Source organism: Amycolatopsis sp. NPDC026612, assembly GCF_040638285.1.
Lineage (GTDB): Bacteria > Actinomycetota > Actinomycetes > Mycobacteriales > Pseudonocardiaceae > Amycolatopsis.
This window is the reverse complement of record NZ_JBEZYB010000019.1, coordinates 82,705-108,208: the sequence shown is the minus strand read 5'-3', so window position 1 is coordinate 108,208 and position 25,504 is coordinate 82,705. Positions and strand designations below refer to the sequence as shown.

The 25,504-nt window shown below is 71.3% G+C and carries 24 protein-coding genes; 6 read left to right on the top strand and 18 right to left on the bottom strand.

Annotation, left to right across the window (positions count from 1 at the left end):
• Position 1: 1 nt before the first annotated feature.
• The 3 genes from AB0F15_RS19830 to AB0F15_RS19820 are packed head-to-tail and all read right to left on the bottom strand — an operon-like array spanning position 2 to position 2,822.
• The gene (locus AB0F15_RS19830) at positions 2 to 811 is read right to left on the bottom strand and encodes an ATP-binding cassette domain-containing protein (RefSeq protein WP_360271944.1); all 810 of its coding nucleotides are present in this window, start codon (positions 809 to 811) and stop codon (positions 2 to 4) included.
• On the bottom strand, positions 808 to 1,809 hold the full coding sequence (locus AB0F15_RS19825) for an ABC transporter permease (protein WP_360271941.1): 1,002 nt from the start codon (positions 1,807 to 1,809) through the stop codon (positions 808 to 810). Before AB0F15_RS19825 ends, AB0F15_RS19830 begins: the two co-directional genes overlap by 4 nt.
• The gene (locus AB0F15_RS19820; RefSeq protein WP_360271938.1) at positions 1,806 to 2,822 is read right to left on the bottom strand and encodes a substrate-binding domain-containing protein; all 1,017 of its coding nucleotides are present in this window, start codon (positions 2,820 to 2,822) and stop codon (positions 1,806 to 1,808) included. The genes AB0F15_RS19825 and AB0F15_RS19820 overlap by 4 nt, the downstream gene beginning before the upstream one ends.
• Before the next feature lie 137 nt (positions 2,823 to 2,959).
• Here AB0F15_RS19820 and AB0F15_RS19815 point away from each other — a divergent pair, with 137 nt between their 5' ends.
• Together AB0F15_RS19815 and AB0F15_RS19810 are read left to right on the top strand one after the other, a co-directional pair.
• On the top strand, positions 2,960 to 3,997 hold the full coding sequence (locus AB0F15_RS19815; RefSeq protein WP_360271935.1) for a LacI family DNA-binding transcriptional regulator: 1,038 nt from the start codon (positions 2,960 to 2,962) through the stop codon (positions 3,995 to 3,997).
• Positions 3,998 to 4,066: 69 nt separating this feature from the next.
• Positions 4,067 to 4,933, top strand: coding sequence for a substrate-binding domain-containing protein (locus AB0F15_RS19810; RefSeq protein WP_360271932.1), 867 nt, complete (start codon positions 4,067 to 4,069; stop codon positions 4,931 to 4,933).
• A 40-nt stretch (positions 4,934 to 4,973) separates the two neighbouring features.
• On the opposite strand, the gene AB0F15_RS19805 is transcribed toward AB0F15_RS19810, so the two are convergent.
• Positions 4,974 to 5,975 (bottom strand): glycoside hydrolase family 76 protein, encoded by a 1,002-nt coding sequence (locus AB0F15_RS19805; RefSeq protein ID WP_360271929.1) that lies wholly within the window; start codon positions 5,973 to 5,975, stop codon positions 4,974 to 4,976.
• 51 nt (positions 5,976 to 6,026) lie between these two features.
• Between AB0F15_RS19805 and AB0F15_RS19800 the strand changes: the two genes are divergently transcribed.
• Together AB0F15_RS19800 and AB0F15_RS19795 are read left to right on the top strand one after the other, a co-directional pair.
• Positions 6,027 to 8,171, top strand: a complete 2,145-nt coding sequence (locus AB0F15_RS19800; protein WP_360271926.1) for a molybdopterin-dependent oxidoreductase — start codon at positions 6,027 to 6,029, stop codon at positions 8,169 to 8,171.
• A gap of 133 nt (positions 8,172 to 8,304) precedes the next feature.
• The gene (locus AB0F15_RS19795; protein WP_360271924.1) at positions 8,305 to 9,252 is read left to right on the top strand and encodes a cellulase family glycosylhydrolase; all 948 of its coding nucleotides are present in this window, start codon (positions 8,305 to 8,307) and stop codon (positions 9,250 to 9,252) included.
• A 3-nt stretch (positions 9,253 to 9,255) separates the two neighbouring features.
• On the opposite strand, the gene AB0F15_RS19790 is transcribed toward AB0F15_RS19795, so the two are convergent.
• From AB0F15_RS19790 to AB0F15_RS19745, 10 genes are all read right to left on the bottom strand, one after another.
• The gene (locus AB0F15_RS19790; protein WP_360271921.1) at positions 9,256 to 9,912 is read right to left on the bottom strand and encodes an RNA methyltransferase; all 657 of its coding nucleotides are present in this window, start codon (positions 9,910 to 9,912) and stop codon (positions 9,256 to 9,258) included.
• A gap of 15 nt (positions 9,913 to 9,927) precedes the next feature.
• Entirely contained in the window at positions 9,928 to 10,326 is a 399-nt protein-coding gene (locus AB0F15_RS19785) for a DUF2784 domain-containing protein (RefSeq protein ID WP_360271919.1), read from the bottom strand.
• Between the two features lie 336 nt (positions 10,327 to 10,662).
• Positions 10,663 to 10,941, bottom strand: coding sequence for a hypothetical protein (locus AB0F15_RS19780; protein ID WP_360271916.1), 279 nt, complete (start codon positions 10,939 to 10,941; stop codon positions 10,663 to 10,665).
• Positions 10,938 to 11,300 carry an Asp23/Gls24 family envelope stress response protein gene (locus AB0F15_RS19775; protein ID WP_360271913.1) on the bottom strand — a complete coding sequence of 121 codons (363 nt, stop codon included), beginning with the start codon at positions 11,298 to 11,300 and terminating at the stop codon, positions 10,938 to 10,940. Before AB0F15_RS19775 ends, AB0F15_RS19780 begins: the two co-directional genes overlap by 4 nt.
• Positions 11,297 to 11,845 carry an Asp23/Gls24 family envelope stress response protein gene (locus AB0F15_RS19770; RefSeq protein WP_360272021.1) on the bottom strand — a complete coding sequence of 183 codons (549 nt, stop codon included), beginning with the start codon at positions 11,843 to 11,845 and terminating at the stop codon, positions 11,297 to 11,299. Before AB0F15_RS19770 ends, AB0F15_RS19775 begins: the two co-directional genes overlap by 4 nt.
• Positions 11,842 to 12,405: a sigma-70 family RNA polymerase sigma factor gene (locus tag AB0F15_RS19765; RefSeq protein ID WP_360271911.1), complete on the bottom strand. Its 564-nt coding sequence runs from the start codon at positions 12,403 to 12,405 to the stop codon at positions 11,842 to 11,844. Before AB0F15_RS19765 ends, AB0F15_RS19770 begins: the two co-directional genes overlap by 4 nt.
• Before the next feature lie 104 nt (positions 12,406 to 12,509).
• A complete protein-coding gene (gene pyrE, locus AB0F15_RS19760; RefSeq protein WP_360271908.1) occupies positions 12,510 to 13,073 on the bottom strand; it encodes an orotate phosphoribosyltransferase in 564 nt (187 codons plus the stop codon).
• Positions 13,074 to 13,100: 27 nt separating this feature from the next.
• Positions 13,101 to 15,548, bottom strand: a complete 2,448-nt coding sequence (locus AB0F15_RS19755) for an ABC transporter permease (protein ID WP_360271906.1) — start codon at positions 15,546 to 15,548, stop codon at positions 13,101 to 13,103.
• A complete protein-coding gene (locus AB0F15_RS19750) occupies positions 15,548 to 16,303 on the bottom strand; it encodes an ABC transporter ATP-binding protein (protein ID WP_360271903.1) in 756 nt (251 codons plus the stop codon). Before AB0F15_RS19750 ends, AB0F15_RS19755 begins: the two co-directional genes overlap by 1 nt.
• Positions 16,304 to 16,378: 75 nt before the next feature.
• The gene (locus AB0F15_RS19745) at positions 16,379 to 17,212 is read right to left on the bottom strand and encodes an SDR family oxidoreductase (RefSeq protein ID WP_360271900.1); all 834 of its coding nucleotides are present in this window, start codon (positions 17,210 to 17,212) and stop codon (positions 16,379 to 16,381) included.
• Positions 17,213 to 17,282: 70 nt separating this feature from the next.
• Between AB0F15_RS19745 and AB0F15_RS19740 the strand changes: the two genes are divergently transcribed.
• Positions 17,283 to 18,254, top strand: coding sequence for a hypothetical protein (locus AB0F15_RS19740; RefSeq protein ID WP_360271898.1), 972 nt, complete (start codon positions 17,283 to 17,285; stop codon positions 18,252 to 18,254).
• A 3-nt stretch (positions 18,255 to 18,257) separates the two neighbouring features.
• On the opposite strand, the gene AB0F15_RS19735 is transcribed toward AB0F15_RS19740, so the two are convergent.
• From AB0F15_RS19735 to AB0F15_RS19720, 4 genes are all read right to left on the bottom strand, one after another.
• A complete protein-coding gene (locus tag AB0F15_RS19735; RefSeq protein ID WP_360271895.1) occupies positions 18,258 to 19,040 on the bottom strand; it encodes a hypothetical protein in 783 nt (260 codons plus the stop codon).
• 169 nt (positions 19,041 to 19,209) lie between these two features.
• On the bottom strand, positions 19,210 to 21,804 hold the full coding sequence (clpB, locus tag AB0F15_RS19730) for an ATP-dependent chaperone ClpB (protein WP_360271892.1): 2,595 nt from the start codon (positions 21,802 to 21,804) through the stop codon (positions 19,210 to 19,212).
• A gap of 97 nt (positions 21,805 to 21,901) precedes the next feature.
• A complete protein-coding gene (locus AB0F15_RS19725) occupies positions 21,902 to 23,089 on the bottom strand; it encodes an MFS transporter (protein WP_360271889.1) in 1,188 nt (395 codons plus the stop codon).
• Between the two features lie 99 nt (positions 23,090 to 23,188).
• Entirely contained in the window at positions 23,189 to 23,674 is a 486-nt protein-coding gene (locus tag AB0F15_RS19720; protein WP_360271886.1) for a MarR family winged helix-turn-helix transcriptional regulator, read from the bottom strand.
• 374 nt (positions 23,675 to 24,048) lie between these two features.
• Here AB0F15_RS19720 and AB0F15_RS19715 point away from each other — a divergent pair, with 374 nt between their 5' ends.
• On the top strand, positions 24,049 to 25,224 hold the full coding sequence (locus AB0F15_RS19715; RefSeq protein ID WP_360271884.1) for a globin domain-containing protein: 1,176 nt from the start codon (positions 24,049 to 24,051) through the stop codon (positions 25,222 to 25,224).
• Positions 25,225 to 25,504 lie beyond the last annotated feature (280 nt).

Below are 25,504 nucleotides of genomic sequence, written 5' to 3'. Positions count from 1 at the left end.
CTCACTTCAAGCCGGCCACGTGCGTGGCAGCGGCGGCTTCTTCCACTTCGCCGTTCTCGTTGAGCCGCAGTGCCCCGGTGAGCAGGCCGACGACCTGGTTCATCGAGTGGGTCTTCGGCGAGACGACCGCGACGCGCTTGCCGAGGCGGTGCACGTGGATGCGGTCGGCGATGTCGAAGACGTGCGGCATGTTGTGGCTGATCAGCACCACCGGCAGGCCGCGGTCGCGGATCCGGCCGATCAGGTCGAGCACCTTGCCGGACTCGGCGACGCCGAGCGCGGCGGTGGGCTCGTCCATGATCACGGCCTTGGTGCCGAACGCGGCCGCGCGGGCCACGGCGACACCTTGGCGCTGGCCGCCGGAGAGCGTCTCGACGGGCTGGCTGATCGACTTGATGTTGATGCCCAGCTCGTCGAGGATCCGCTGCGCCTCGGACCGCATGGTGGCGGTGTCGAGCTTGCGGAACAGCCCGAACGGACCTTTGAGCCGCTTTTCCCGGCCGAGGAACATGTTCGACGCGATGTCGAGCGCGGGGGCGACGGCGAGGTCCTGGTACACCGTCTCGATCCCGTAGTGGCGAGCGTCCAAAGGGGACTTGAAGTGGACGGCCTTGCCGTCCACTTTGATCTCCCCTTCGTCCGGGATCACGGCACCGGAAAGGGTTTTGATGAGCGACGACTTCCCGGCGCCGTTGTCGCCGACCACGGCGAGCACCTCGCCGGGCAGCAGGTCGAAGTCGGCGCCGTCGATGGCGGTGACCCGGCCGTAGCGTTTCACCAGGCCACGGGCCTGGAGGATCGGTTCGGTCATGACTGCTGCTGCCTCCTCGCGATCCGGTCCACCACGACGGCGGCGATCAGCAGGGCGCCGGTGGCGAGGTCCTGGTAGTTGCCGTCGACGTTCATCTGCGTGAGTCCCGACCGCAGCACTGCCACGACCAGCGCGCCCATCAGCGTGCCGAGCACCGAGCCGCGGCCGCCGAAGAGGCTCGTGCCGCCGAGGACGACGGCGGTGATCGAGTCGAGGTTGCCGAGCTGGAACTGGTTCGGGTCGGCGTTCGGCGTCCGGCCGAGCGCCTGCCAGGCGGCGACGCCGAAGGTCAGCCCGGCCACGATGTACACCGAAAGCACCGTGCGGTTGACCTTGATGCCGGACAGCCGCGCGGACTCCGGCGCGTTGCCGACCGCGTAGACGTGCTTGCCCCACGCGGTTTTCGTGAGCGCGTACCAGACGCCGAGGTACATCAGCAGCGCCAGCGTCATGCCGTAGGTGATGGGGATGCCGCCGAAGAGGTAGCGCTTGGTGCCGAGCCACTGCAGCACCCCGTCGGTCACCGGCACGGCCTGGCCGCCGGCGATCAGCTTGGACACCGCGGTCAGCATGGTGAACGTGCCGAGCGTGATGATGAACGCCGGGAGCTTGATCCGCGTCGCGAGCCCGCCGATGAAGATGCCGACGATGATCGTCAGCACCACCCCGGCGAGCAGCGCGACGAAGCCGTTGGTGCCGGCCGCGGCGAGTTTCGCCATGATCAGCGTCGCGACGACCATCGACGCCGCGTTGGACAGGTCGATGCCCGCGATGAGGATGACGAGCGTCTGGCCCAGCGCGAGGGTCCCGACCACGAGTGACTGCTGGACCACCGTCGAAAGGTTGTCGAGGTCGAAGAAGGTGTCCGTGGCCAGCGAGAACACCACGATCGCGACGACCAGCGCGAGCGCCGGGCCGACCGCGGGGGCGCGGAGGAGGAACTCGCCGAGCGACTCACGTTCCTTTGTGTCCCTTGTGGACACTGTCGCCGTGGTCATTTCGTGCCTCCCCAGCAGTTCTGCAGGCCCCAGGCGGTGTCGTGGCTTTCGATGCCGGGCAGGGGCTTGTCGGTGATCACGGCGGATCCGGTGTTGACGAACCCGGTCGGCTTCTTGCCGGTCTTGGCGTACTCGACGGCGGCGAGCACCCCTTGTTCGGCCATCTTCTTGGGGAACTGCATCACGGTCGCCGCGTAGAGGCCGTCCTTGACGTTCTGGACGCCCTCGCAGCCGCCGTCGATCGAGCCCATCACGATCTGCCCGGTGAGCCCGCGGGCCTTCAGCGCCGCGTACGCACCGCGGCCCATCGGCTCGTTCATCGAGTAGACGGCGTTGATGTCGGTGCTGCGCTGCAGCAGGTTCTCCATGCCCTGCTGGGCGAGGCTCTGGTCGCCGTTGGCCGCGGTGTGGCCCTTGATCTCCGGCGAGCCGTCGGTCAGCCCGATGCCCTTGAGGAAGCCGGTGTGCCGCTGGGTGTCGACCGAGCTGCCGGCGGTGCCGTCGACCATGAGCAGCTTGGCGGGGGCGCCCTTGAGCGCGGCTTTGACGTAGGCGCCCTGCTGTTCGCCCGCCGCGAAGTTGTCGGTGGCGAAGGTGGCGTCGACGGCGTCCGGCGGCTCGGTGGCGGTGTCCAGGGCGATCACGAGCACTCCGGCGTCGCGGGCGTCCTTGATCGCCTTGAGCACGCCGGTGGACGAGCTGGGCGTGATGAGGATGGTGTTGACGCCCTGCTGCCGGAGGTTCTCGATGGCGCGGACCTGGCCGTCGTTGTCACCGTCGAACTGGCCGGCGAGCGCGTTGAAGTCGGCGCCGTTGGCCTGCGCGGCGGCTCTCGCGGAGTTGCGCAGTTCGACGAAGTAGGGGTTGGTGTCGGTCTTGGTGACCAGGCCGACCTTCGCCTTGCCACTCCCGCCGGTGTTGGTGTTGCCGCCCCAATGGCGCTCGACGGTGCAGCCGGTCGTCGCGGCGAGGACGGCGGCCAGCACGACTGCGGTGAGACTTCGCTGTCTCATGGGTTCCTGCCCTCTTTCGAAGACGCTGTGGTTTTTTCCAAGACGCTGTGGTTCGAGGCTTGCCGATGGTCGGGAAGGTAGACAGACTGCTCGTTGCGCGCAAGCGTTTGCGCAAACGCTTGCCGGAAAGGAAGGGTATGCCTCAGCCGAGGTCTTCGCGACCGACCCAGCGGGACATCGCCGAGCTCGCCGGCGTGTCGATCACGACCGTCTCGCACGTCGTGAACGGGACGCGCGCGGTCGCCGAGGACACCAAGGCGGCGGTGCTGCGGGCGATCGAGACGACCGGCTACACCGGTGACGCGATCGCGCGGTCGCTGGTCACCGGGGGCACCCGGTCGATCGGCATGGCGATCTCCCTGGTGGCCAACCCGTACTTCGCCACGCTGATGCAGGCGATCGAGCGGGAGGCGTCGACGCACGGCTACACCGTCCTGCTGGCCGACACGCACGACACGGCAGACACGGAACGTGACACGGTGCGCGCGCTGCGCTCCCGCCGCGTCGACGGCCTGCTGATCACGCCCGCCCCCGGCGACGGGCCGGTGATCGGCGAGCTGGTGTCCCTGGACGTGCCGACGGTCCTGATCGACCGGCTGTCCACCCGCACCGACGTCGACCAGGTGGGCTCGGAGAACATCCAGGCCACGTCGGCGCTGACCGCGCACCTGGCCACCCTCGGGCACCGGCGGATCGGGATGATCAGCGGCGTGCCCGGGCTGTCGACGAGCGAAGAGCGCGTACTCGGCTACCGGCTGGGGCTCGGCCGGTCCGGGCTGACGTGGTCGTCCGAGCTCGTGGCCTGCGGAAACTCCTCGCGCGAGGGCGGCGCACTGGCGTTGAGCACACTGCTGGCCCTGCCCGAGCCGCCGACGGCGCTGGTCGTCGGGAACGACAGCATGATGGTCGGCGTGCTGCACGAGGCCCGGCGGCGTGGCCTGAAGATCGGCCGTGACCTGCCGGTGGTGGTCTACGACGACGTCGAGTGGGCGGACCTGGTCGACCCGCCGCTGACGACGATGGCGCAGCCGATCGAGGAGATCGGGCGGCAGGCGGTCCGGCTGCTGCTGGCCCGGATCAACGACCCGGCACGCAAGGCCGAAACGGTGCGGCTGCCACCCACTCTGCGTCACCGTGAGTCGTGCGGCTGCCCGCCGGTTCACTCACTTCAGTGATTCTGGGTCCTCGCGGCCGCCGCACGGCCATTCAGCGGATACCTTTCCGCTGAGCGTCTGCGAGGGCTTATGACCGCACTTTCGCCGGAGCTCCGGTTGTGGGACCCCCCGGTCACCTACCGGATCGGCGTCGCGATGGGGGTGCAAGCGAACCCCTACTCCGGCGAACTGCTGCGCGCGATCAGGGCGGCCGCGGCCCAAGCGGGGTGCGACGTCGTGCTGGCGGACACCGAGGACGCCGTGGGCGAAGAGGCCGCGGTGGTGCGCGCACTGCGGGCGGACCTGGTGGACGGCGTGCTGCTGGTCCCGTCGACCGGCGACGAAGCGGTGATCAACGGCCTGGTGCGGATGGGCGTGCCGACGGTACTGGTGGACCGCGTGGCCGCGCGCAACGACGTCGACCAGGTGGGCACGGAGAACGTGCACGCGGTGGCGTCGCTGGTTCGCCACCTGACCGAGCGGCGGCACCGCAAGATCGGCCTGATCTCGGGCGAAGACGGCCTGGAGGTCAGCCGCGAGCGCGTCCGCGGGTACCGCCTCGGGCTGGAGCAGGCGGGCCTGCGCTTCAACCGCGAACTGGTGGAGAGCGGGTTCTCGAACTCGGGCGGCGCCACCCGCGCGACGGCCAAGCTCCTGGACGGCTGGCCCTCCCCGACCGCGCTGGTGGTGGCGGACGAGTCGATGCTGGTGGGCGTCCAGTACGAGGCCCACCGCCGCGGCATCCGGATCGGCTCCGAGCTGGCGGTGGTCGGGTACGGCGACATGGACTGGGCCCGCAACGTCAGCCCAGCGGTGACGACGCTGGTCCAGCCGGTCGCGGACCTGGGCCGCCGGGCGGTCCAGCTGCTGATGTCCCGCATGGCCGACCCGGACCGGCCGCCGGAATCGGTGTGGCTGACCCCCAGGTTCCTCCACGGCGCTTCCTGCGGCTGCTGAGGGTCGTGAGTGGTAATGAGGGTCTAACCCGAATTACCACTCACGACAGCGTTGCCGCGGCTTCCAGCAGCATCCAGCCACCCACCTGGACCGACAGGTCCCGCTCCGGCGCGTCTTCCGGGAGCGGCAGCGCAGGCGCCGGACGGTCCCAGAAGGCGCTGAACAGCGGCCCCTCCGGCGTGGCCGCGGCCCCCGACCAGCAGGCCTCCGCCGACGTCAGCACCAGCGAACGGGCCAACGAAGCTTCCGGCCCCGGCAGGGCACGAGCCGCCAAGGCCAGGTACCGGGCCAGGATCGCCGCGAACAACCCGCCGTCGCCGCCGCCCTGGCCGCGGATCACCCCGGCCGGTGCGCAATGCTCCGCCACCGCCCGCACCGTCCGGGCAGCATTGTCCATTTCGGACAACTCCAGGCACGCACCGAGGTAGACCCCTTGGCAGTACGTGTAAATGTGCTTCACCAGCTCGCCGGTGTCCGCTCGGATCCCGTCCCAGACCAGACCGGACTCGGGATCGACCAAAGTGGACGTCAGCCAGTCCGTCATTGCGCGGGCCCGCGGAAGATTCCCCGTCCGGGCGTGGAAGATCGCCGCCGGGCCGTTGGCCGGGGCGTTCTTGAAGTCGTCGCCGCGCCGCCACCGGATGCCGCCGCCCGCCGCCGGCGTCCAGCCCGACAGGAGCTGGGTGTCGATCGCCGCCACCGCCGGGCCGACGTCGATGCCCAACGACGAAACCCGTTGCAGCGCAAGGCCGAGCCACGCGATGTCGTCGTAGTAGTCGTTCGTCCACTTGCCGAAGTTGCGCAGCCGCACCGACCGCACGAACGCGCGGATCAAGGCGAGCCGCGCGGGAGCAGGCGCGCGCAACTGGGCGTCGACCAGTGTGTCCAGCAGGTGTGCCTGCCACCAGTAGTTCCAGTGCCAGTGGAGCCGCTGATCGACGGAAGCCGGCCAGCGGCTGCGGCCCAGGACCGTGCCGGGCAGCGTCCACACCCGGCGCAGGTGCCGCGAAGTCACCGCGTGTTCCGCGGCCGAGACGTCCATGACGCAATCGTGCCTTGCCGATCGACATACCGCTCGGTACGTTCGGTGGTCATGACGACGGCCCACCTCACCTGCCCGCTGTGCGAAGCCACCTGCGGCCTGGAGGTGACGCTCGACGCCAACCAGCGGGTCACGCGGGTCCAAGGGGACGAACAGGATGTCTTCTCGAAGGGATACATCTGCCCCAAGGGCGCGTCGCTGGGCGCGCTGCACCACGACCCCGACCGGCTGACCGCCCCGCTGCTCAAGCGCGACGGCGAGTTCGTCGAGGTCAGCTGGCAGGAGGCCTACGACGAGATCGCCCGGCGGCTCCCGCCGATCCTCGAGCAGCACGGCCGGGACGCCGTCGCCGTGTACGCGGGCAACCCCGGCGTGCACAACATCGCGCTCACGCTCTACGGCCGGGTGCTCTACAAAGCCTTGGGCACCAAGAACTTCTACAGCGCGGCGTCGGTCGACCAGCTGCCGAAGCACTACTCCTCCGGCACGATGTTCGGCGACCCGCTCGCCATCCCGGTGCCCGACCTCGACCGGACGCGGCACCTGCTGATCCTCGGCGCCAACCCGCTCGTCTCGAACGGCAGCCTGATGACCGCGCCGGACGTCCGCGGGCGCCTGCGCGCGATCCGGGACCGCGGCGGCAAGATCGTCGTCGTCGATCCGCGTCGCACGCGCACCGCCCAGTTCGCCGACGAGCACCACGCCATCCGCCCCGGCACCGACGCGCTGCTGCTGTTCGCGCTGGTCAACGTGCTGTTCGCGGAAGGCCGGGTCCGGCCGGGCCGTCTCGAAGCGCACCTCAACGGCCTCGACGACGTCCGTGAGCTGGCTCAGCCGTTCACGCCGGAGGCCGTCGCGCCGCGCACCGGGATCGACGCCGCCGACATCCGGCGCATGGCCCTCGAACTGGCCGACGCCGGGAACGCCGTGATCTACGGCAGGCTCGGCACCACGACGCAGGCCTTCGGCACGATCGCGAGCTGGCTGGTCGACGTCCTCAACGTGCTCACCGGCAACCTCGACGAACCGGGCGGCGCGATGTTCCCGCTGGCCGCGTGCCAGCCCACCGGGAACCGGCGGCCGTTCACCGTCGGACGCTGGCACAGCCGCGTCCGCGGCTACCCCGAGGTCCTGGGCGAACTGCCGGTCGCGACGCTCGCCGACGAGATCGAGACCCCGGGCGAGGGCCAGGTCCGCGCGCTGATCACCGTCAGCGGCAACCCGTGCCTCAGCACGCCGAACGCCGGCCGGCTGGCCGCGGCGCTGGGCGACCTCGAGTTCATGATCTCCGTCGACGTCTACCTCAACGAGACGTCGCGGCTGGCCGACGTCATCCTGCCCGGCCCGTCGCCGCTGGAACGCCCGCACTTCGACCTGGCCTTCTACCAGCTCTCCATCCGCAACGTCGCCAACTGGACACCGGCGACGCTGCCGTCGGCGCTGCCGCAGGAGTGGGAGACGATGCTGCGGCTCACCGGCATCGTCGCCGGTCAGGGCCCGGAGGCCGACGTCGCGGCGCTCGACGCCTTCGTCGCCGGGGAGACCGCGCGGCGCACCGGGCTCGACGTCGCCGTCGCCGGGGAACGCACCGGCCCCGCGCGGCTGGTCGACCTGCTGCTGCGCGCCGGCCCCTACGACGTCACGCTGGCCGACCTGGAAGCCGCGCCGCACGGGATGGACTTCGGGCCGCTGAAGCCGCGCATCCCCGAGGTGCTGTGCACGGCGTCCGGCCGGATCGAACTGGCCCCCGAGCCGGCCGTCGCCGACGTTCCGCGGTTGCGGGAAGAACTTGCGAAGAACGCGGAAACCGGCCTCGTGCTGATCGGACGGCGGCACCTGAGCTCGAACAACTCGTGGATGCACAACCTCGAACCGCTGGTCCGGGGCGGCAACCGGTGCACCGTGCAGGTCCACCCCGCCGACGCGACGCGCCTGGGGCTCACCGACGGCGGTCTCGCCTCGGTGACGTCCCGCGCCGGGAAACTGCAGGTCCCGGTCGAGGTGACCGACGAGGTCCGCCCCGGCGTCGTCAGCATCCCGCACGGCTGGGGCCACGACGTCGACGGCGCGCGGACCCGGGTGGCGCGCGCGAACCCCGGCGTCAACTCGAACCTGGTCGCCGACGAAACCCTCCTGGACGTTCCGTCCGGAACGTCGGTGTTGAACGGGATACCGGTCGAGGTCGTTCCTGCCTGACGCTTGACACCGGCGCGGGCGCGGGCGCATTCTCCCCTTCGATGTTGACGTAAACATCGATCTCTCTCGCGCCCCCTCGGACATCGGAGTTCGTATGAAGCGCTGTGGTACTCGTATCTGGCTACGCGCCGCGATGGCCGTGGCACTCGCTGTCCCCCTGCTCGCGGTTCCGCCGAGCGCCTCCGCCGCCACCAACGCGTTCCGCGGCGTCAACTGGGCGGATTCCCGTGACAACTACGTGGACGGGTGGGTCATCCCGACCGGCCTCACCGCCGGGGACAGCTACGACACCGTCCGCACCAAAGCGGACGGCATCATCAGCGGCTTCCAGCAGAAACTGGGCGCGAACACCGTGCGGCTGCCGATCAACCCGCAGAGCGTCAACTCGGACTGGTGGGGGCGGTACAAGGGCGCCGCGGACTCGGCGCTGTCCCACGGCATGAAGGTCATCTTCGGGTACTGGGAAGCGAACAAGGACGGCTTCGTCGACGACACGACGGCGTGGAACACCATGTGGGACAAGGTCACCGCCGACTACGGCGGCAACGGCAACGTGTACTTCGAACCGATGAACGAGCCGTTCGGCTACAGCCTGAGCGCCTGGGTGTCGCTCTGCTCGTCCTGGCTGTCCCGGCACTCGGGCATCCCCCGCGGCCGGGTGCTGATCAGCGGCACCGGCTACAACGACAACGTCACCGGCGTCGGCGCGGCGAGCGCGCTGAGCGGCACACTGCTGTCGCTGCACTTCTACGGCTACTGGGCGTCCGACACGAACCGCTCGGCGTGGACGACCAACCTCAGCAACCGGCTCGGGTCGTACTCGTCCCGCACCGTCATCGACGAGGCAGGCGCCCCGATGACGACCGGACTGGACTACTCCGCCGGGCACCAGGACGGCAACAACTTCACCGCGTACTTCGCCGCCACCACCGATCTGACGCGGTCGCGGCAGATGGGCGTCGTCTACTGGCCCGGCCTGCGGTCCGGCGACACGTACTCGATCACCCGGCAGAGCGGCAGCGGTCTGGAGACCAACAACGCGACGGGCGTGGCGCAGCTGCGCTGGGGCTGGGGCCTGTAGCCCTCACCAGGCGCGGCCGAGATCGGCGTGCTGCCGGATCCAGGCGTGCATGACGATCCCGGCCGCGACCCCGGCGTTGATCGAGCGGGTCGTGCCGAACTGGGCGATCGACACCACCAGCGATGCGGTTTCCTGCGCCTGCGCGGAAAGCCCGGGGCCTTCCTGGCCGAACAGCAGCACGCACTCGCGCGGGATCTCGGCCGTCTCGACCGGCTGCGACCCCGGAGTGTTGTCCACCGCGACGACGGCGAGGCCGTGCTCCGCCGCGAAGCCGGCCAGGCCTCCGACGTCTTCGTGGTGCCGGAGGTGCTGGTAGCGGTCGGTCACCATGGCGCCGCGCCGGTTCCAGCGGCGGCGGCCGACGATGTGCACCTCGGCCGCGGCGAACGCGTTGGCCGTGCGGACCACGGTGCCGATGTTGTGGTCGTGCTGGAAGTTCTCGATCGCCACGTGGAAGGGGTGCCGCCGGCTGTCCACATCGGACACTATCGCCTCGCGGCGCCAGTAGCGGTAGGCGTCGACGACGTTGCGGCGGTCGCCGTCCCGCAGCAGGTCCGGGTCGTACCGCTCGTCCGCGGGCCACTCACCCGGCCACGGGCCGACGCCGACCTCTTCGCGGCTCACCCACTCGGTGGGTCCGACGTCGTGCGGTGTGGTCACACCGCCGATTGTCGCCTAACCGAGGTGAACGGGGCGCACGTGGGCCTCGGTGTGGTCGTGGTCGTGGCGGTGACGCCAGCGGTGGTACACGCCGACGTAGGAGTAGGCGACCACCGCGATCGCGCCGATCCCGATCGCCGGCAGCCACGACTGCGGGAACACCGTCCCGTACAGGTAGTAGGCGTTGAACCCGCCGGGCAGGTCGCCGAGGCCCTGCTGGTGCCGGAAGTAGTTCTCCAGCGCGGTGAACGGGCACGCCACCGGCGCCACGTTGACCAGAATGCCCCAGGCGAGCCCGAGCAGGTGGATGAAGATCAGTTTCGGCCAGCGCCAAGCCACGAATCCGCCGAAACCGATGAGCAACAGCGCCAGAATGTGCACCGCGACGGTCACGTCGGCCAGGAACTTCGCCATCGCACCCCCTCCACCGATCCCCCTACCAGCGACTTTACTCCGCCGGTCGACGTCGTCCGTCCTTATGAGTGCCCATCCGTGTGATGTTTAACCCAGGCGGAGCACCCGTTCACCGACGTGGTGACGGAGGCGTTACGCCCGGTGGAAATTCGGGTGGCCGCTTCGCGGGGTACTGCGTCGGCTCTTCGTGCGGGTACTGATCCGGTGCTCCGTCCGGTTTCTTCCGGTTCGGGTCCGGCGGCCGGTGCGGTTCCGGCGGCTCGCCGGGTGTCGACGGCTCGTCCATGCGCCCGACGGTACGCCCGGGACCCCGTCCACCGCCCCGGGTTTTCGCCGTCAGCCGAACGCCGCGCCGTCGAGGTCGGTGACGACCAGCCGAAGCCGGGCGCCGGCCCACTCGGTTCCCGCCAGCACCGGCCGCACCAGCTCGGCGGCCCGGTCGAGCAACGGCGGGATCGGCAGCCGCGTGGCGATCAGCCGGATCTCGACGCGCTCCGCCGACAGGTCGACCGCCGTGCCCGCCGGCCACCACGCGGACTCCGGGGTCGCCGGCCGGAGGCCGTCCACCGCTTCGAGCGCACCGATGATGCGCTCGACGGTTTCGCCCGCGGTCACCGGTCCGCCGGCTCGATGTCCATGATGGACACCGACACCTCGTCGACGACCAGGCCGGTCTGCTCGGCCACGAACCGGGTGACCGAGCGCTGGACCGCCCGGCCCACCGCCGCCGCCTGGTCGGCCCCCGCCGTGACGAGGTCGATCCGGACCGTGACCCGGCCGTCCGCCGTGTGGACCCGGACGCCGTCCACCGGAGCCGGCTCGAGGCCCTTCCAGCGCTGACGAGCCGCGCGCGTCCACGCCGTCACCAGGCCACGCAGGTCCGGCTCGAGCCGGACGACGCCCGGGGTCGTGCTCGCCGCCCGGGCCGCGAGCCCGGCGATCACCGGGTCGGCGATGACGTACTCCGCGCTCATTCCGGCTCCCCGTACACGTCGGCCACCACCAGGTCGAGCCGCCCCAGCGGCAGGCCCACCCGGGCGGCGGCGGCCGCGGTCACCCGCTCACGCACCATCGGCAACGCTGCACCACCCGTGGCGATCCCCCACCGCACCGCCAGGGTGAGTTCGACGTCGATCGCCCCTTCGCCGTCCGCGCGCACCCGGCAGCGCCGCGCCCGGACGCCGTCGACCGTGTCCGCCGCGTACCGCAGCACCGCGGCCACCGCCTGCTCGCTGACCTCGACGAACCCGGGTTCGGGCGTCGGCAGGGGCACCATCGAGCCGCGTCGCACCTCGGCGCGCACGGCCGACATGATCCGCCCGAACAGGTCTGGCGACGGCACGTCCTCTTCGGCCGCCAGCACCGAAGTGGCCTCGCGCAAGGCCAGCAGGCTCTCGCGCGCGGCGCGGCAGTGCGGGCAGGTCAGCTCGTGCTCGTCGGCCAGCCCGGCGCCGACCGCGTCGAGCCGCTGCCACACCTGGTCGACATCGCGTTCGCAGGGCAGCTCGTAGTCCGTCATCGCCACGGCTTCATCACCTCCGCCAGCTGGGCCCGGGCCCGGGCGATCCGGCCGCGGACGGCGGTCGCGGTCACGCCGACGACTTCGCCGATCTCTTCGTAGGAGCGGCCGTGCACTTCGCGCAGCAGCCAGCACGCTCGCTGCTCGGGGGTCAGCTGCGCCAGCGCCGCGGTCAGGGCCGCGAGCTGCCCGCTGACCTGGGCGGCCCGCTCCGGCTGGAGATCGGCCCGTGGCGACTCGGCGGTGTCGAGGTCGACGTCGGCCTGGGGCTTGCGCGCGCGGATCGCGTTGAGACAGCGGTTCGTGGTGGCCCGGTAGAGCCAGCCCGCGAACGCGGCGTCGTCGCCGAGCTGGCCGAGCTTGCGCCAGGCGTTGAGGAAGACCTCCTGGACGACGTCTTCGGCGTCGCCACGGTCGGCGAGCATCCGCACCGCGAGCCGGAACATCGGCCCCTGGTAGCGCAGCACGAGCTGCTCGTACGCCCGGACGTCGCCGTCCCGCGCGCGGGACACGAGAGTCGCGTCGTCGAGCGGTGTCGCGGGTTCCGCGCTGGTCGTCACGGCACCTCCTCGAGTGGAGGACACCGGCGCACGGAAAACGTCACGCACCGATTGTGGGCGCCGGCCGCGACCGGGGCGAATCCACGGATCCGCCCCGGTGGTGGTCAGTCGAGGCCGAGGTCGTCCTTGCCGAGGACGTACCGGTACTCCAGGCCTTCCTTCTCGATGGCCTCGCGCGCGCCGGTGTCGCGGTCGACGACCGTCACGACGCCGACGACGTCCGCGCCCGCTTCGCGCAGCGCTTCGACCGCCGTCAGCACGCTGCCGCCGGTCGTGGACGTGTCCTCGACGGCCAGCACACGCTGCCCGCGGACCTCCATGCCCTCGATGCGGCGCTGCAGGCCGTGTTCCTTGGTCGACTTCCGGACGACGAACGCGTCCAGCACGACCCCGTCGGTCGCCGCGGAGTGCAGCATCGCCAGCGCGACCGGGTCGGCGCCGAGCGTGAGGCCGCCGGCGGCGACGTAGTCCCAGTCCGCCGTGAGCTGGCGCAGCAGCTTGCCGATCAGCGGCGCGGCCGCGTGGTGCAGGGTCGCCCGCCGGAGGTCGATGTAGTAGTCGGCTTCCTTGCCGGACGCCAGGGTCACTTTTCCGTGCACCACGGAAAGATCGGTGACCAGCCTGGCCAGTTCGAGTTTCGCCGCTTGATCCAACCCGGGGTTCGCCACGGCCGTGAGTCTTACACACGGCCGGGGTCACTCACCGACGGATGTGGCGTCGACCGCACGCCCGCGCGTCGCGGCCCAGGCCGGCACCAGGATCGCCACGAGCGAGAGCACCACGGCGATCGCGAGCACCGTCAGGTAGATCGTCACCGGCCCCGACGGCAGCGGCGAACCCGTCACCACGAGGCAGAACGGCACGATCGCCCCGGCCGCGACGAGGGTCCCGAGCAGCACCGCGATGGTCGCGATCAGGCCGCCTTCGACACCGGCCATGCGCAGCACTTGGCCGCGGGTGAAGCCGCTCAGCCGCTGCATCCCGAACTCGCGGCGCCGCTTCGCGGTCGCCATCACCAGCGTGTTCACCACGGAGATCACCGTGTACGCGAGGATCATCCCGACGAGCAGGTAGTTGACCCAGGCGCCGACCTCGTTGCCCTTGGCGTGCGCCGCGATCAGCGTGCCGCGATCGCCGACGAGCACCGGCAACCCGGCGGTCGCTTCGCGAAGGCGCGAAGTCAGCGTCGCCGGGTTGACGCCGGGAGCGGCGCGGACCAGCAGCTGCGGGGCGAGCCCGAGCGTCGTGTGCGGGGCCAGCAGTTCGGCGGGCAGCACGAGCCGTTCGAACCCGGGACGCTGGTCGGTGACGGCGGTGACCCGCACATCGACCGGCGTGCCGTCGCCGAGCCGCAGCGACAGCGTGTCGCCGACGTGGTGGCCGAGCGTCGAAGGCACCTCGACGATGTTCCCGGTCAGCTCGCTGACGCCCAGTGCGGGCCGGCCGTCGTCGTGCTGGCCCGAGTCGAACGGCTTCTCGACGAACACCGTGCTGGTCACGTACTCCGAAGCAGCGGCGACGCCCGGTACCGCGCGCACCTGGCCCAGCACCGCCGGGTCGAGCCCGCCGGGCGCACCGATGACGGCGTCCGCGCGCAGGTCCTCGGTGAAGGCCTGGTTCGAGACGGCTTCCTGCGTGGTCTGCAGGTAGATGTTGGCGGTCGCGATGCCGACCGCGAGCATGATCGGGGTGACCGCGCCGGCCGCCCGCACCGCTCCGACGCGGGTGTTGCGCAGCGCGACCCGGCCGTTGACGCCGGTGAGCGCGTGCACCGGCCAGCGCAGCAGCATCGCCACCAGCTTCGTCACGCCGGGGCTGATCGCCGCGAGCCCGAACGCCCACAGCATCACCGACGGGCCGGCCGTGCTGGCCGCCACCGGGCCGGTCATCACCGCGACCGTGACGATGGCGAGCGCCGTCCCGCCCGCGAAGCAGAGGATCGCGGTGATCAGCCGGATCGGCGTCAGCCAGCGCCGCTCCACGGCGGCTTCGGCGAGCGCCTCGGCCGGGCGGACCCGCGAAGCCCGCCGTCCCGCCACGAAGGAAGCGGTCACGACGGCCAGCAGCGCCGCGCCTGCGGCGACGATCGCCGGAACCCAGCCCTGCTCGAAGCGCAGCACGTCGGAGACGACGTCGTGCGCGGTCAGCCGGTCGAACAGCCAGTTGCCCAGCACCGGGCCGAGCACCACCGCGACGCCGACCGCGAGCACGCCGACGACGAGCGCCTCGCCGAGCACCATCCGCCGCAGCTGGCGCGGGGTCGTGCCGACCGCGCGCAGCAGCGCGAGTTCGCGCTGACGCTGCTGCGTCGACAGCGTCAGCGTGCCCGCCACGACGAACACCATGACCAGTGCCGACAGCCCGCCGGACACGGCGGCCAAGACGATCAGGTTCTCGCCGCTCCGGCCGGTTTCGGGCAACTCGAAGGCGCCGCGGTCGACGCCGGTCGCCACGACCCCGGCGTCGCCGACGGCCGCGGTCACGGCGGCGACGTCGCCGCCGAAGACGCCGATGGTGTCGAAGCGGCCCGGGTGCCCGGACAGCCGTCCGGCGTCCGAGGCGGCGAAGAAGACCGCCGCGTCGCGCATGGCCTGCGGCGCCTGGGCGATCCCGGAGATCCGGTACCGGCCGACGCTGCCGTGCGCGGCGACCGGCACGGTGTCCCCGACGGTGAGTCCGAGCCCGGCGTCGGCGACGACTTCGCCCGGCTTCGGCGCGGCACCCTTCAGCGTGTACGGCGTCAGCACCGCGGAATCCCACGCGTGCCCGAGCGCGCTCGCCACCCCGATCTGCGCGGGGAAGCTGACTTCGCCGACGACGCCGGTGACGCCGGGGACCGCGCGCAGGCGGCCGGCCAGGCCTGCGTCGAGCCGGACGCGCTCGGGCAGGGTGGCGTTCTCGAACTTGTGCTTGTCGCCGGGTTCGAGGGTCGCCGGGTCGTCCTCGGGCAGCTTGAGCGTCTGCTGCCCGCCGACGACGATCGGCGCCGCGGCCAACCGCTGCACCGGCGTTTCGGACCGGACGCCGGTCTCCATCAGGCCACCGCACGCGGAGACGATCAGCGCACCGAAGAACACGGCGACGAACGTCGCCAGGAAGCCGCCTTTGCGCAGGCGGAGGGTGCGCAGGGCCAGCTTGAACATCAGGCCGCCACCCGGCCCCAGGCCCCCAGGTGGGTCATCCGCTCGGCGACGGCTGCCGCGGTCGGCCGGGCCAGCCGCCCGGCGATCCGGCCGTCGGCCAGGAACACGACGTCGTCGGCGTAGGACGCGGCGACCGGGTCGTGCGTCACCATGATCACCGTCTGGCCCGACGACCGGACGGAGTCGCGCAGCAGGCCGAGCACCTCGGACGCCGTGCGGGTGTCGAGCGCGCCGGTCGGCTCGTCGGCGAAGAGCACCGCGGGACTCGCGATCAGGGCGCGGGCGATCGCGACGCGCTGCTGCTGGCCGCCGGAGAGCTGCCCGGGCAGGTGCTTGCGGCGCCCGTCGAGCCCGACGTGCACGAGGATCCGTTCCACCAGCCGCTTGTCCGCCCGCTTGCCGGCCAGCTGCAGCGGCAGCACGACGTTCTGCTCGACCGTCAGCGCCGGGAGCAGGTTGAACGCCTGGAAGACGAAGCCGACGCGGTCGCGCCGCAGCTTCGTCAGGTAGGTCTCGTTCTTGCCGTCGAGGTCCTGGCCGTCGAGCACGACCCGGCCGGACGTCGGCCGGTCGAGGCCGGCGGCGCAGTGCAGGAACGTGCTCTTGCCCGAACCGGACGGGCCCATCACCGCGGTGAACCCGCCCCGCGGGAACGCGATCGAGACCCCGTCCAGCGCGGTCACGCCGTCGCCGTACTCCTTGCGCACGGCCTCCAGCCGAACCGCGTCGGCTGCCTCGTGCCACCCAGTTGTCATGGGGAAAACGCTATTGAGCCTGCCCCCGGACCACCCTGGTGCAGACGCGCGTCTTCCCGGTGGGGACAGCCCTACTCAGGTGCGGCCCTTGCCGCCGAAACCACCGCTGATCCGGCGCAGCACCGCGCGCGGCAGCAGGCCGCCGATCGCGACGACGGCCTTGTACTGCAGGCTCGGCACGGAGATCACCTTGCCGCGACGCAGGTCCGCGAGCGCCTCGCCGACCACCTGTTCGACACCCAGCCAGGCGATTTTCGGGCCGGGTTTGCCGATGCCGGCCCGGTCGTGGAACTCGGTCGCCGTGAATCCGGGGCACAGCGCCATCATCCGGACGCCCTTCGGCAGCGACGCGGCGATGCCTTCGGTGAAGGAGGTGACCCAGTTCTTGCTGGCCGTGTACGTCGAACCGCGGCCGCTGAAGAAGCCCGCCACGCTGCTGACCTGGATGATTGCGCCGTGGCCGCGCTCGATCATGCCGGGCAGCACGGCCCGGGTGAGCCGCAGGACGGCGGTGACGTTGACGTCGAGCTGGCGCTGCAGCGCGTCCGGCGGGATGGTCCAGAAGTCGCCGTTCAGCCCGAACCCGGCGTTGTTCACCAGGAGGTCGACCGGCCCGGCGGCGAGCCGCTCCTCGACCGCGGCTCGTCCGGCTGCTTCGGACAGATCGGCGGGAAGCACTTCGACCGCGATGCCGTGCTTTTCGCGCAGCTCAGCGGCATGGGCCTCCAGCCGTGCCCTGTCACGGGCGACGAGCACCAGGTCGTACTTCTCGCCGGCGAGCGTGCGCGCGAACTGCGCGCCGATGCCCGCGGTGGCTCCGGTGATGAGAGCGGTGTGATGTCCGGGGCTTCGCCCCGGGCCGGGGGCTCCGCCACCCGGACCCCCGGTGAAGAAGTAGGTGGTGGTCATGTGGGTGAACCATACCCGCTGGTCAGGGGCGGATGTGCGCGGCGATTCGGCGGGAAGTATCGTCCGCGCCATGGGTAAGCACAGCAGGCGCAAAAGCGGCTATCTGCCCAAGGTGGCGGCCGGCGCGGCACCCGTCGCGCTCCTCTTCGCGGCCCCCGCCACGGCGCTCGCGACCCAGACCGACATCACGCTGCCGATCGACCGGATCTCGCTCCCGGTCGACCACCAGCACGGCGGCACGCTCGACCGTGACATCTCGACCGCGACCGAGAACGAGACGTCGGCCGCCCGCGAGGCCGTGACCGCGACCCGCCACGACTTCGTCGCCAAGGACATCGCCGGTGCCCTGCTCGTCAACGACGTCACGGAGTCCGCGGCCGTCCGCCGCGAGGGGTGGCAGACCGCGACCGCGGCGGCGGAGCGGGAGAGCGAATCGGTGACCCGGGCCGGTCAGCACACCCTGCGGCTCGGCGCCGTGTCGGCGACCACGGCGAACAACCAGCGGCTCGGCCAGCGGACCTCGCGGGACCTGGCGCTCGCGCCCGGCCTGGCGGCCACCACCGAGCGCCGCATCGGCGCCGGCGAAGGCACCGGCCACGGCATCTGGCTCCCGTACGGCATCGACGTGCTGAGCCAGAACGGCGAGCAGCTCGACACCGGCCTCCGCGGCACCATCACCGGCGACCTCCAGGGAGCGCTGTCGGCCCGCCGGACGTCCGGCCAGGCCGTCGACCTGGGACAGCTGGGCGCGATCGGCACGACGTCCGAGCAGCACGCAACAGGCCAGTTCGCCGGCGTCCTCGACGTGGGCCAGCAGCACGAACTGGGCGGCCAGCTGGGCCCGGCGTGGGGCCTGGCGAGGACGAGCCAATACGTCGGCACGGGGGGACCGGCCGGCTCCATCCGCGGCGACCTGGGCGTGGACCACGTGGTCCACGTCGAAGGCGACACGACGACATCGGTGTCCGGCCGGCTGGACCAGCACCAGTCGGCGTCGGTGCGGGTGCTCGACCAGCCGGTGGTTTCGCTGCCGCCGCGCTGAGCCTCAGTCCTGCGGCTTCGGCTCCGGTTCCGCGGCCGGCTGCGGGACCGGCGTCCCGGCCGCCGGGGTGCCCGGGGCCGTGGCCGAAGCCGTGGCCGTGCCCGGCGCCGGGATCGGGGCGCTCGCCTGGTGGCGGCCGGCGTCGTAGTCCTCGTCGAACGGGTCGACGATGTCGGCGATCTCGCCCAGATCCCTGAGGAGCCGCTCCAGCCGCGACGGCCCGGCGGTCGGGGCGACGCTGGCGAGCACCCACTCGTTCTCCAGCCAGGCCACCCCGACGTCGCCGCCGAGCTGGTCCGCCGCGTCGACGAGTTCCTGGGTGATCACCACGCGGGCGCCGTCGGCGTCGTCCGCGAAGGCGTAGCGGGAGCCGATCGGGCCGAGCATCTCGGGCATGTCCGCGCGCTGGAACGGGACGCTGGACAGCCACATCTCGATCGGGATCCGGTGCTTCTTGTTGCAGCGCACGGCGACCACGACGGCAGGGATCTGTCCCTCGGACTCGATGTCGAAGATGAACACCGGACGGCGGCCGTCGGAGGTGAAGGTCGAGCCCGCGACGACGTTCACGGCGGCGTCCGCGCCGAAGTAGCCGATGGCGCCGTTCGACCACTGCTGCGGCAGCCGCTCGTCCTCCTCGACGAACTGCCAGCCGCGCAACTGTGCCCAGCGCATTCGCTCGCGGTTGCGCGAGCCCTCCTTCGCCCGGTCGGCTGCGAGCAGCCCCAGCCCCGCCACCAGCGCGACGGCGGCGATGACGAACCAGATCCACGCCGGAATACCCACGACGGCCAGGGTATCGCCTGTTGCGCCGCGGGGATGATCGCCGGTACCCGTGTCGCCGCGCCCGTTCGGAGCATTTTCGGTGGTTCCGGGTCGACAAATCGCCACGAACCACTGTGGACAGCCGTGCAGGCCACCTTGAAGTTCCTCAAGGTGGCCTGCACGAATCGGGTCAGACCTTGGTGACGGTCAGTGAATCGCCCGCCTCCAGCTCCGGGCCGTCGACGCGCACGGTGTCGCCGTCCCGGACCTCGCCCGACAGCAGCTCCTTCGCCAGCTTGTCGCCGATCGCCGACTGGACCAGCCGCCGCAGCGGACGGGCGCCGTAGATCGGGTCGAAGCCGTTGAGCGCGAGCCACTCGCGGGCGCCGTCGGTGACCTCCAGGTTCAGCCGCCGCTGGGCCAGCCGCTTCGCGAGCCGGGCGACCTGGATGTCCACAATGGACGTCAGCTGCTCGGTGCCGAGGGAGTGGAACACGACGATGTCGTCGAGCCGGTTGAGGAATTCCGGCTTGAACTGCCGCTGCACCACCTCCAGCACCGCGTCCCGCCGCTGCCGCTCGTCGAGCGACGGGTCGGCGATGGCGTGCGAGCCGAGGTTCGAGGTCAGGATCAGGATGGTGTTCCGGAAGTCCACCGTCCGGCCCTGGCCGTCGGTCAGCCGCCCGTCGTCGAGGACCTGCAGCAGCACGTCGAAGACGTCCGGGTGCGCCTTTTCCACCTCGTCGAGCAGCACCACCGAGTACGGGCGACGCCGCACGGCCTCGGTCAGCTGGCCACCCTGGTCGTACCCGACGTACCCCGGCGGGGCCCCGACCAGGCGCGCCACCGAGTGCTTCTCGGCGTACTCGCTCATGTCGATGCGCTGCATCGCGCGCTCGTCGTCGAAGAGGAACTCCGCCAGCGCCTTGGCCAGCTCGGTCTTGCCGACGCCGGTCGGGCCGAGGAACAGGAACGAGCCGGTCGGCCGGTCGGGGTCGGCGACGCCGGCCCGGCTGCGGCGGACCGCGTCCGCGACGACCTGCACGGCTTCGGCCTGCCCGACGACCCGCCTGGCAAGCTCCTCCTCCATCCGGAGCAGCTTGCCCGTCTCACCCTCCAGCAGGCGGCCCGCCGGGATGCCGGTCCACGCGCTGACCACGTCCGCGACGTCGTCCGCGCCGACCTCTTCCTTGAGCATGACGTTCTGCTGGCTGGCTTCGCTCGCCGCGGTGGCCGCTTCGAACTCCTTCTCCAGCGCGGGGATCCGGCCGTAGCGGAGCTCGGCGGCCTTGCCGAGGTCGCCGTCGCGCTCGGCGCGCTCCGACTCGCCGCGCAGCTGCTCGAGCTGCTCCTTGAGCTCGCGGACGCGCTCGATGGAGCCCTTCTCGTTCTGCCAGCGCGCGGTCAGCGCGGTCAGCGTCTCGCGCTTTTCGGCCAGCTCGGCACGCAGGTTGCCGAGCCGCTGCTTCGAAGCGGCGTCGCTCTCCTTGGCGAGCGCCATCTCCTCGATCTCGAGGCGGCGCACGGCGCGCTCGACCTCGTCGATCTCCACCGGCCGCGAGTCGATCTCCATGCGGAGCTTCGACGCCGCCTCGTCGACCAGGTCGATCGCCTTGTCCGGCAGGAAGCGCGCGGTGATGTAGCGGTCGGACAGCGTTGCGGCGGCGACCAGCGCGGCATCCGTGATCCGGACACCGTGGTGCACCTCGTAGCGCTCCTTCAGCCCGCGCAGGATCGCGATGGTGTCCTCCGGCGACGGCTCGCCGACCAGCACCTGCTGGAAGCGCCGCTCCAGGGCGGCGTCCTTCTCGATGTGCTGGCGGTACTCGTCGAGGGTGGTCGCGCCGACCATCCGCAGCTCACCGCGGGCGAGCATCGGCTTGATCATGTTGCCGGCGTCCATCGCCCCTTCGCCGGTCGCGCCGGCGCCGACGATGGTGTGCAGCTCGTCGATGAAGGTGACGACCTCGCCCGCGGAGTCGGTGATCTCCTTGAGCACGGCCTTCAGCCGCTCCTCGAACTCGCCGCGGAACTTCGCGCCGGCCACCATCGACCCGAGGTCGAGGGCGACGACGCGCTTGCCGCGCAGTGACTCCGGCACGTCACCGGCGACGATGCGCTGGGCCAGCCCTTCGACGATGGCCGTCTTGCCGACGCCCGGCTCGCCGATTAGCACCGGGTTGTTCTTGGTGCGCCGCGACAGCACCTGCACGACGCGGCGGATCTCGGTGTCGCGGCCGATGACCGGGTCGAGCTCACCGGCGCGGGCGCGCTGGGTGAGGTCCACGCCGTACTTTTCGAGCGCCTTGAACGTGCTCTCGGGGTCCGCGCTGGTGATCCGGGCCGAGCCGCGGACCTTGGCGAACGCCTCCTGCAGCGCGTCCGGCGTCGCACCGTGGCGCTTGAGCAGGTCGGCGACCTGGCCACCCTCGGTCGCGAGGCCGACGAGCAGGTGCTCGGTCGAGACGTATTCGTCCCCCAGCTCGGTGGCGAGCTTTTGGGCACGCGTCAGCGACTTGACGGCGAAGGTGTCGAACTGCGGGCTCGACACGGTCGCGCCGGTCGCGGACGGCAGGGCCGCGATGAGCGGCTCGAGCTCCTTGTGCACCACCTCGGGGTCGGCCCCGACCGCGGTCAGCAGCGGCGCAGTGAGCCCTTCACCCTGCGCCAGCAGGGCGCCCAGCAGGTGGGGCGCCGAGACGTGCGGGTTGCCGGCCATCGTGGCCGCCTGCGCCGCCGACGAGATCGCCTGCTGGGTCTTCGTGGTCGGGTTGAAAGCGTCCATCCCTCACCTCATGCTCGTACTTCCGAAAAGTCCAGGTGACAGGCCTGACCGTGACCCGTCAGTATCTCTAACGCACGGAAACTTGAGTCTGTTCCGCTCAACTCTGCCCCGGAGCCACCGCGCTCGCCGGCAACCGCGAACCGAGCATCCCGAGCCCGGCCACGGCGAGGCCGGCACACGCCCCCACCAGCACCCAGGGTAACCAGTCGGCCACCGAGAACAACGCCACCACGGCGGGCGCGATCACCTGCGCCACGGTGAACGCGTACTGGTACGCAGCGAGATAACGGCCGCGGGCGACCGGAGGTGCCGCGGCCTCGGCCAGTGCCCCCGATCGCGGGCCGAAAACCAGGTCGCCGGCAGCGAACACCAAGGTCGACAGGAGCAGGTACACCACGCGCCAGCCCTCGGGCACGAGCAGCACGCCGAGGCTGACCAGGCACCACACGGAGAACAACGCCGACCCGGCGCGCATCGCCGCGATCCGCGTCAGGCCGGCGGTGAGCCGCAACGCGAGCGTGCCGCCGACGCTGGTCAGCACGGTCAGCAGCGCGAGGATCGCCCCCGGCAGCCAGGCCGGGCCGTGCAGCCGGTCGAGCACGAAGACCGGCATGCCGACCAGGAAGAAGTCCAGCGAGAGCCCGAAGAGCCCGCTGAAGAGGATCAGCGCGAGGTACGGCCGGTCACGCAGCACCCGGACCGACCGTTCGCAGGCCTGCCGGTGCGGCCGCGCGAGCGGGACGAAGAAGGCCAGGATCGACGCGGCCACGAAGAACGTCACCGAGTCCACGGCGAGCGCGATGCGGTAGCCGGTGCCGCCCAGCCACGTCAGCAGCGCACCCGCCGCGAGCCCGCCGAGGCCGAAGCAGGCGGCCCGCACCATCCCCACCTCGGCGAACGGCCGGTCCTTCGGACCGTCGCCCGCGACGTCGGCGATGAGCACGAACAGGGAGCTGTAGAACAGCTGCTGCCCGGCGGACAGCAGGACGGCGGCGGCCACCACCGGACCCACGCCGTCGGCGAGGAGGTACGCCCCCGCGCCCGCGGCCTGCAGCAGCTGAGCGCCGATCACCACCGTGCGGGGCCCGACGCGGTCCACGAGCCGTCCGGCCAGCGGCGGCACGACGAGCCCGCCGATGGCGCCGAGGGTGACGGCGGTGCCGGCCACGGCCAGCGGCACCCCCACCACCTGCGTCACGTAGACCAGCGCCAACGGGAGGAACAGACCTGAGCCGAAGTTGTCGATCCCCAGCGCACACAGCAGTGCGACCCGGTCACGCGTCACCTACCGACGTTAACCCTGACGAATGGTCCTAAGTCAGGACCGAACGGACACTTTCCACAGAGGAAAGTGCCACTTCCGGTGTGCCTCGTCCGTGCGGTGTCACTTGTTCGTGTCAGCCAGGCAGGCGTCGCTGCCGAGGGCACGGCGAAGATCGGCGTTCATCTCCGCGAGCCGCCCGGACAGGTCGGTGACGCGCTCGTCATCCCAGTCGCCGAGCGCCTTCTCCATGAATTCGACGTAGTTGGCACGCCAGCGGGCGAGCTCGGTCCGGCCCTTCTCGGACACGCTCACCAGGGACGCGCGGCCGTCTTCGGGCGCCGGACGGCGGTCGACCAGTCCCGCCGCGGAGAGCTGGGTGATCTGCCTGCTCACGACCGAGAGGTCGACGAACCGGCGTTTCGCCAGCTCGGAGGGCCGGGTCTCGCCGTTCTTCGCCAGGTCGGACAGCAGCATGGCGGCCGCCGGGTGGAGCCCGGGCTCGCTCTGCCAAGCCTGCATGATCCAGGCGTGCTGCAGCTGGGAAGCGGTCTTCAGCTCACGCATGAGCTCGACCCGGACGTCGTCGTCGGTGTCGTCGAAGCCCATCGCACCCTCCCTTAGTTGTGCCATACAAGTTTATTGCCGGACGCTTGCCGAGGACAACCATCGGCTCCGTGAGGTCCCCCACGCGCTACGCGGGTGAATACACCCGGTCGGAGCAACAATGCGGGCAACGGGCCGCCCGGCGGCTACCCTGCGGACGGACCGCGCGCGCGGTCCCCACGAGTGACGAGGTGGATGCAGTGGCGATGGACCCAGGAGGCGGCCGTGAGCGCAAGCGCCGTCCCCGCGCCCGGGCCGGCGGTGCATGATCGGGTGCCGCCGCTCAACCGTCCCCGAACCGCGTCTTCCGGGGCCGCGCACCGGACCCCAGCCGGGGGACAAGCCGCGCTGGACCCGCCGAACCCGTTGACCGCCCCATGACAGCCGACTCGGTCAGTCCGCTCCCCAGATCCTCGGCCCCGCGTGAAGCCCCCGCGGCCGTCAAGGCCATGGTCCGGCTCATCCGGGACAGCTGGGCCCGGTCCGAGCCGTACATCGCGGACATCTCGCAGTTCTTCTACGGGATGCTGTTCACCCTCGCCCCGACCACGCGCGACTTCTTCCCGATCAACATGGAGATCCAGCGCGGCAGGCTGGTGCGCGCGCTGGTGCACATCGTGCAGATGGTCGACCGGCCCGACGACCTCGCGCCCTTCCTGCGCCAACTGGGCCGCGACCACCGCAAGTTCGGCGTGGTACCCCGGCACTACGAAGCCGTCGGCACCGCACTGCTGGCGGCCCTCAAGAACCACCTCGGCCCGGCGTGGACGCCCGAGGTCGAACGGGCGTGGGCCGAGGCGTTCACCATCGCCGCGCGAGCCATGCAGGACGCGGCCGCGGCCGACACGAACCCGCCGTCGTGGCAGGCCACGGTGGTCGAGCACCGGCGGCTGACCTGGGACCTCGCCCTGGTGCGGCTGGTGCCCCACCAGCCCGTGCCGTACCACCCGGGGCAGTACGTGAGCGTCGAAGTGCCCCAGCGGCCGCGGCTGTGGCGCTATCTCTCGCCGGCGAACGCGCCGCGCGAGGACGGCGGCATCGAATTCCACGTCCGCGCGATCGACGGCGGCTGGGTCTCCCGCGCCATCGTCAGCCACACCCAGGCCGGGGACGTCTGGCGGCTCGGTCCGCCGCTGGGCCGGATGACCGTCGACCGCGAGTCGTCGCGGGCCGTGCTGATGATCGCCGGCGGAACGGGGATCGCGCCGCTGCGGGCGATCCTGGACCACCTCGCGCTCTGGGGCGAGAACCCTAAGACCCACGTCTTCTACGGCGGGCCCGCTCGTGAGGACCTCTACGACCTCGAGGAACTGCGCGCGCTCGCGGCCACGAACCCCTGGCTGACCGTCACCCCGGTCGTGGAGCGCGGCGGCGACGTCCCCGGGTTCGAGCAGGGCACCCTGGCCGAGGCCGTCACGCGGTACGGCTCCTGGCCCGGGCACGACATCCTCGTGTCGGGCTCGCCGGCGATGATCCGCGCGACCGTCTCGCGCATGCTGGTCGCCGGCAGCGCGCTGGACCAGATCCAGTACGACCCGTTCACGATCGACTGACCACCGGCAATCCGCCGTCCGGGCAACAATTCGTTACGCTTCGGGAATCAGCAACCCGTAACGGATTAATCCGACGGCGTGATCATTTGTACGCTATGCCAGGTCCGGTTGACCGCGCGTGGCTAAATTGCTCCGTTCGAGCGGAACGCGCGGAATCACGCGCATCTGCACGGGAATTCGCCTACAGTCGGGAAGCCTCGGGGGCGGCACCGCGCAGCGACGTCGCATGCACGGTGTAAAAAGCCTTTGCAGGACTGGAGATTACCGTTCCCGATGAGTG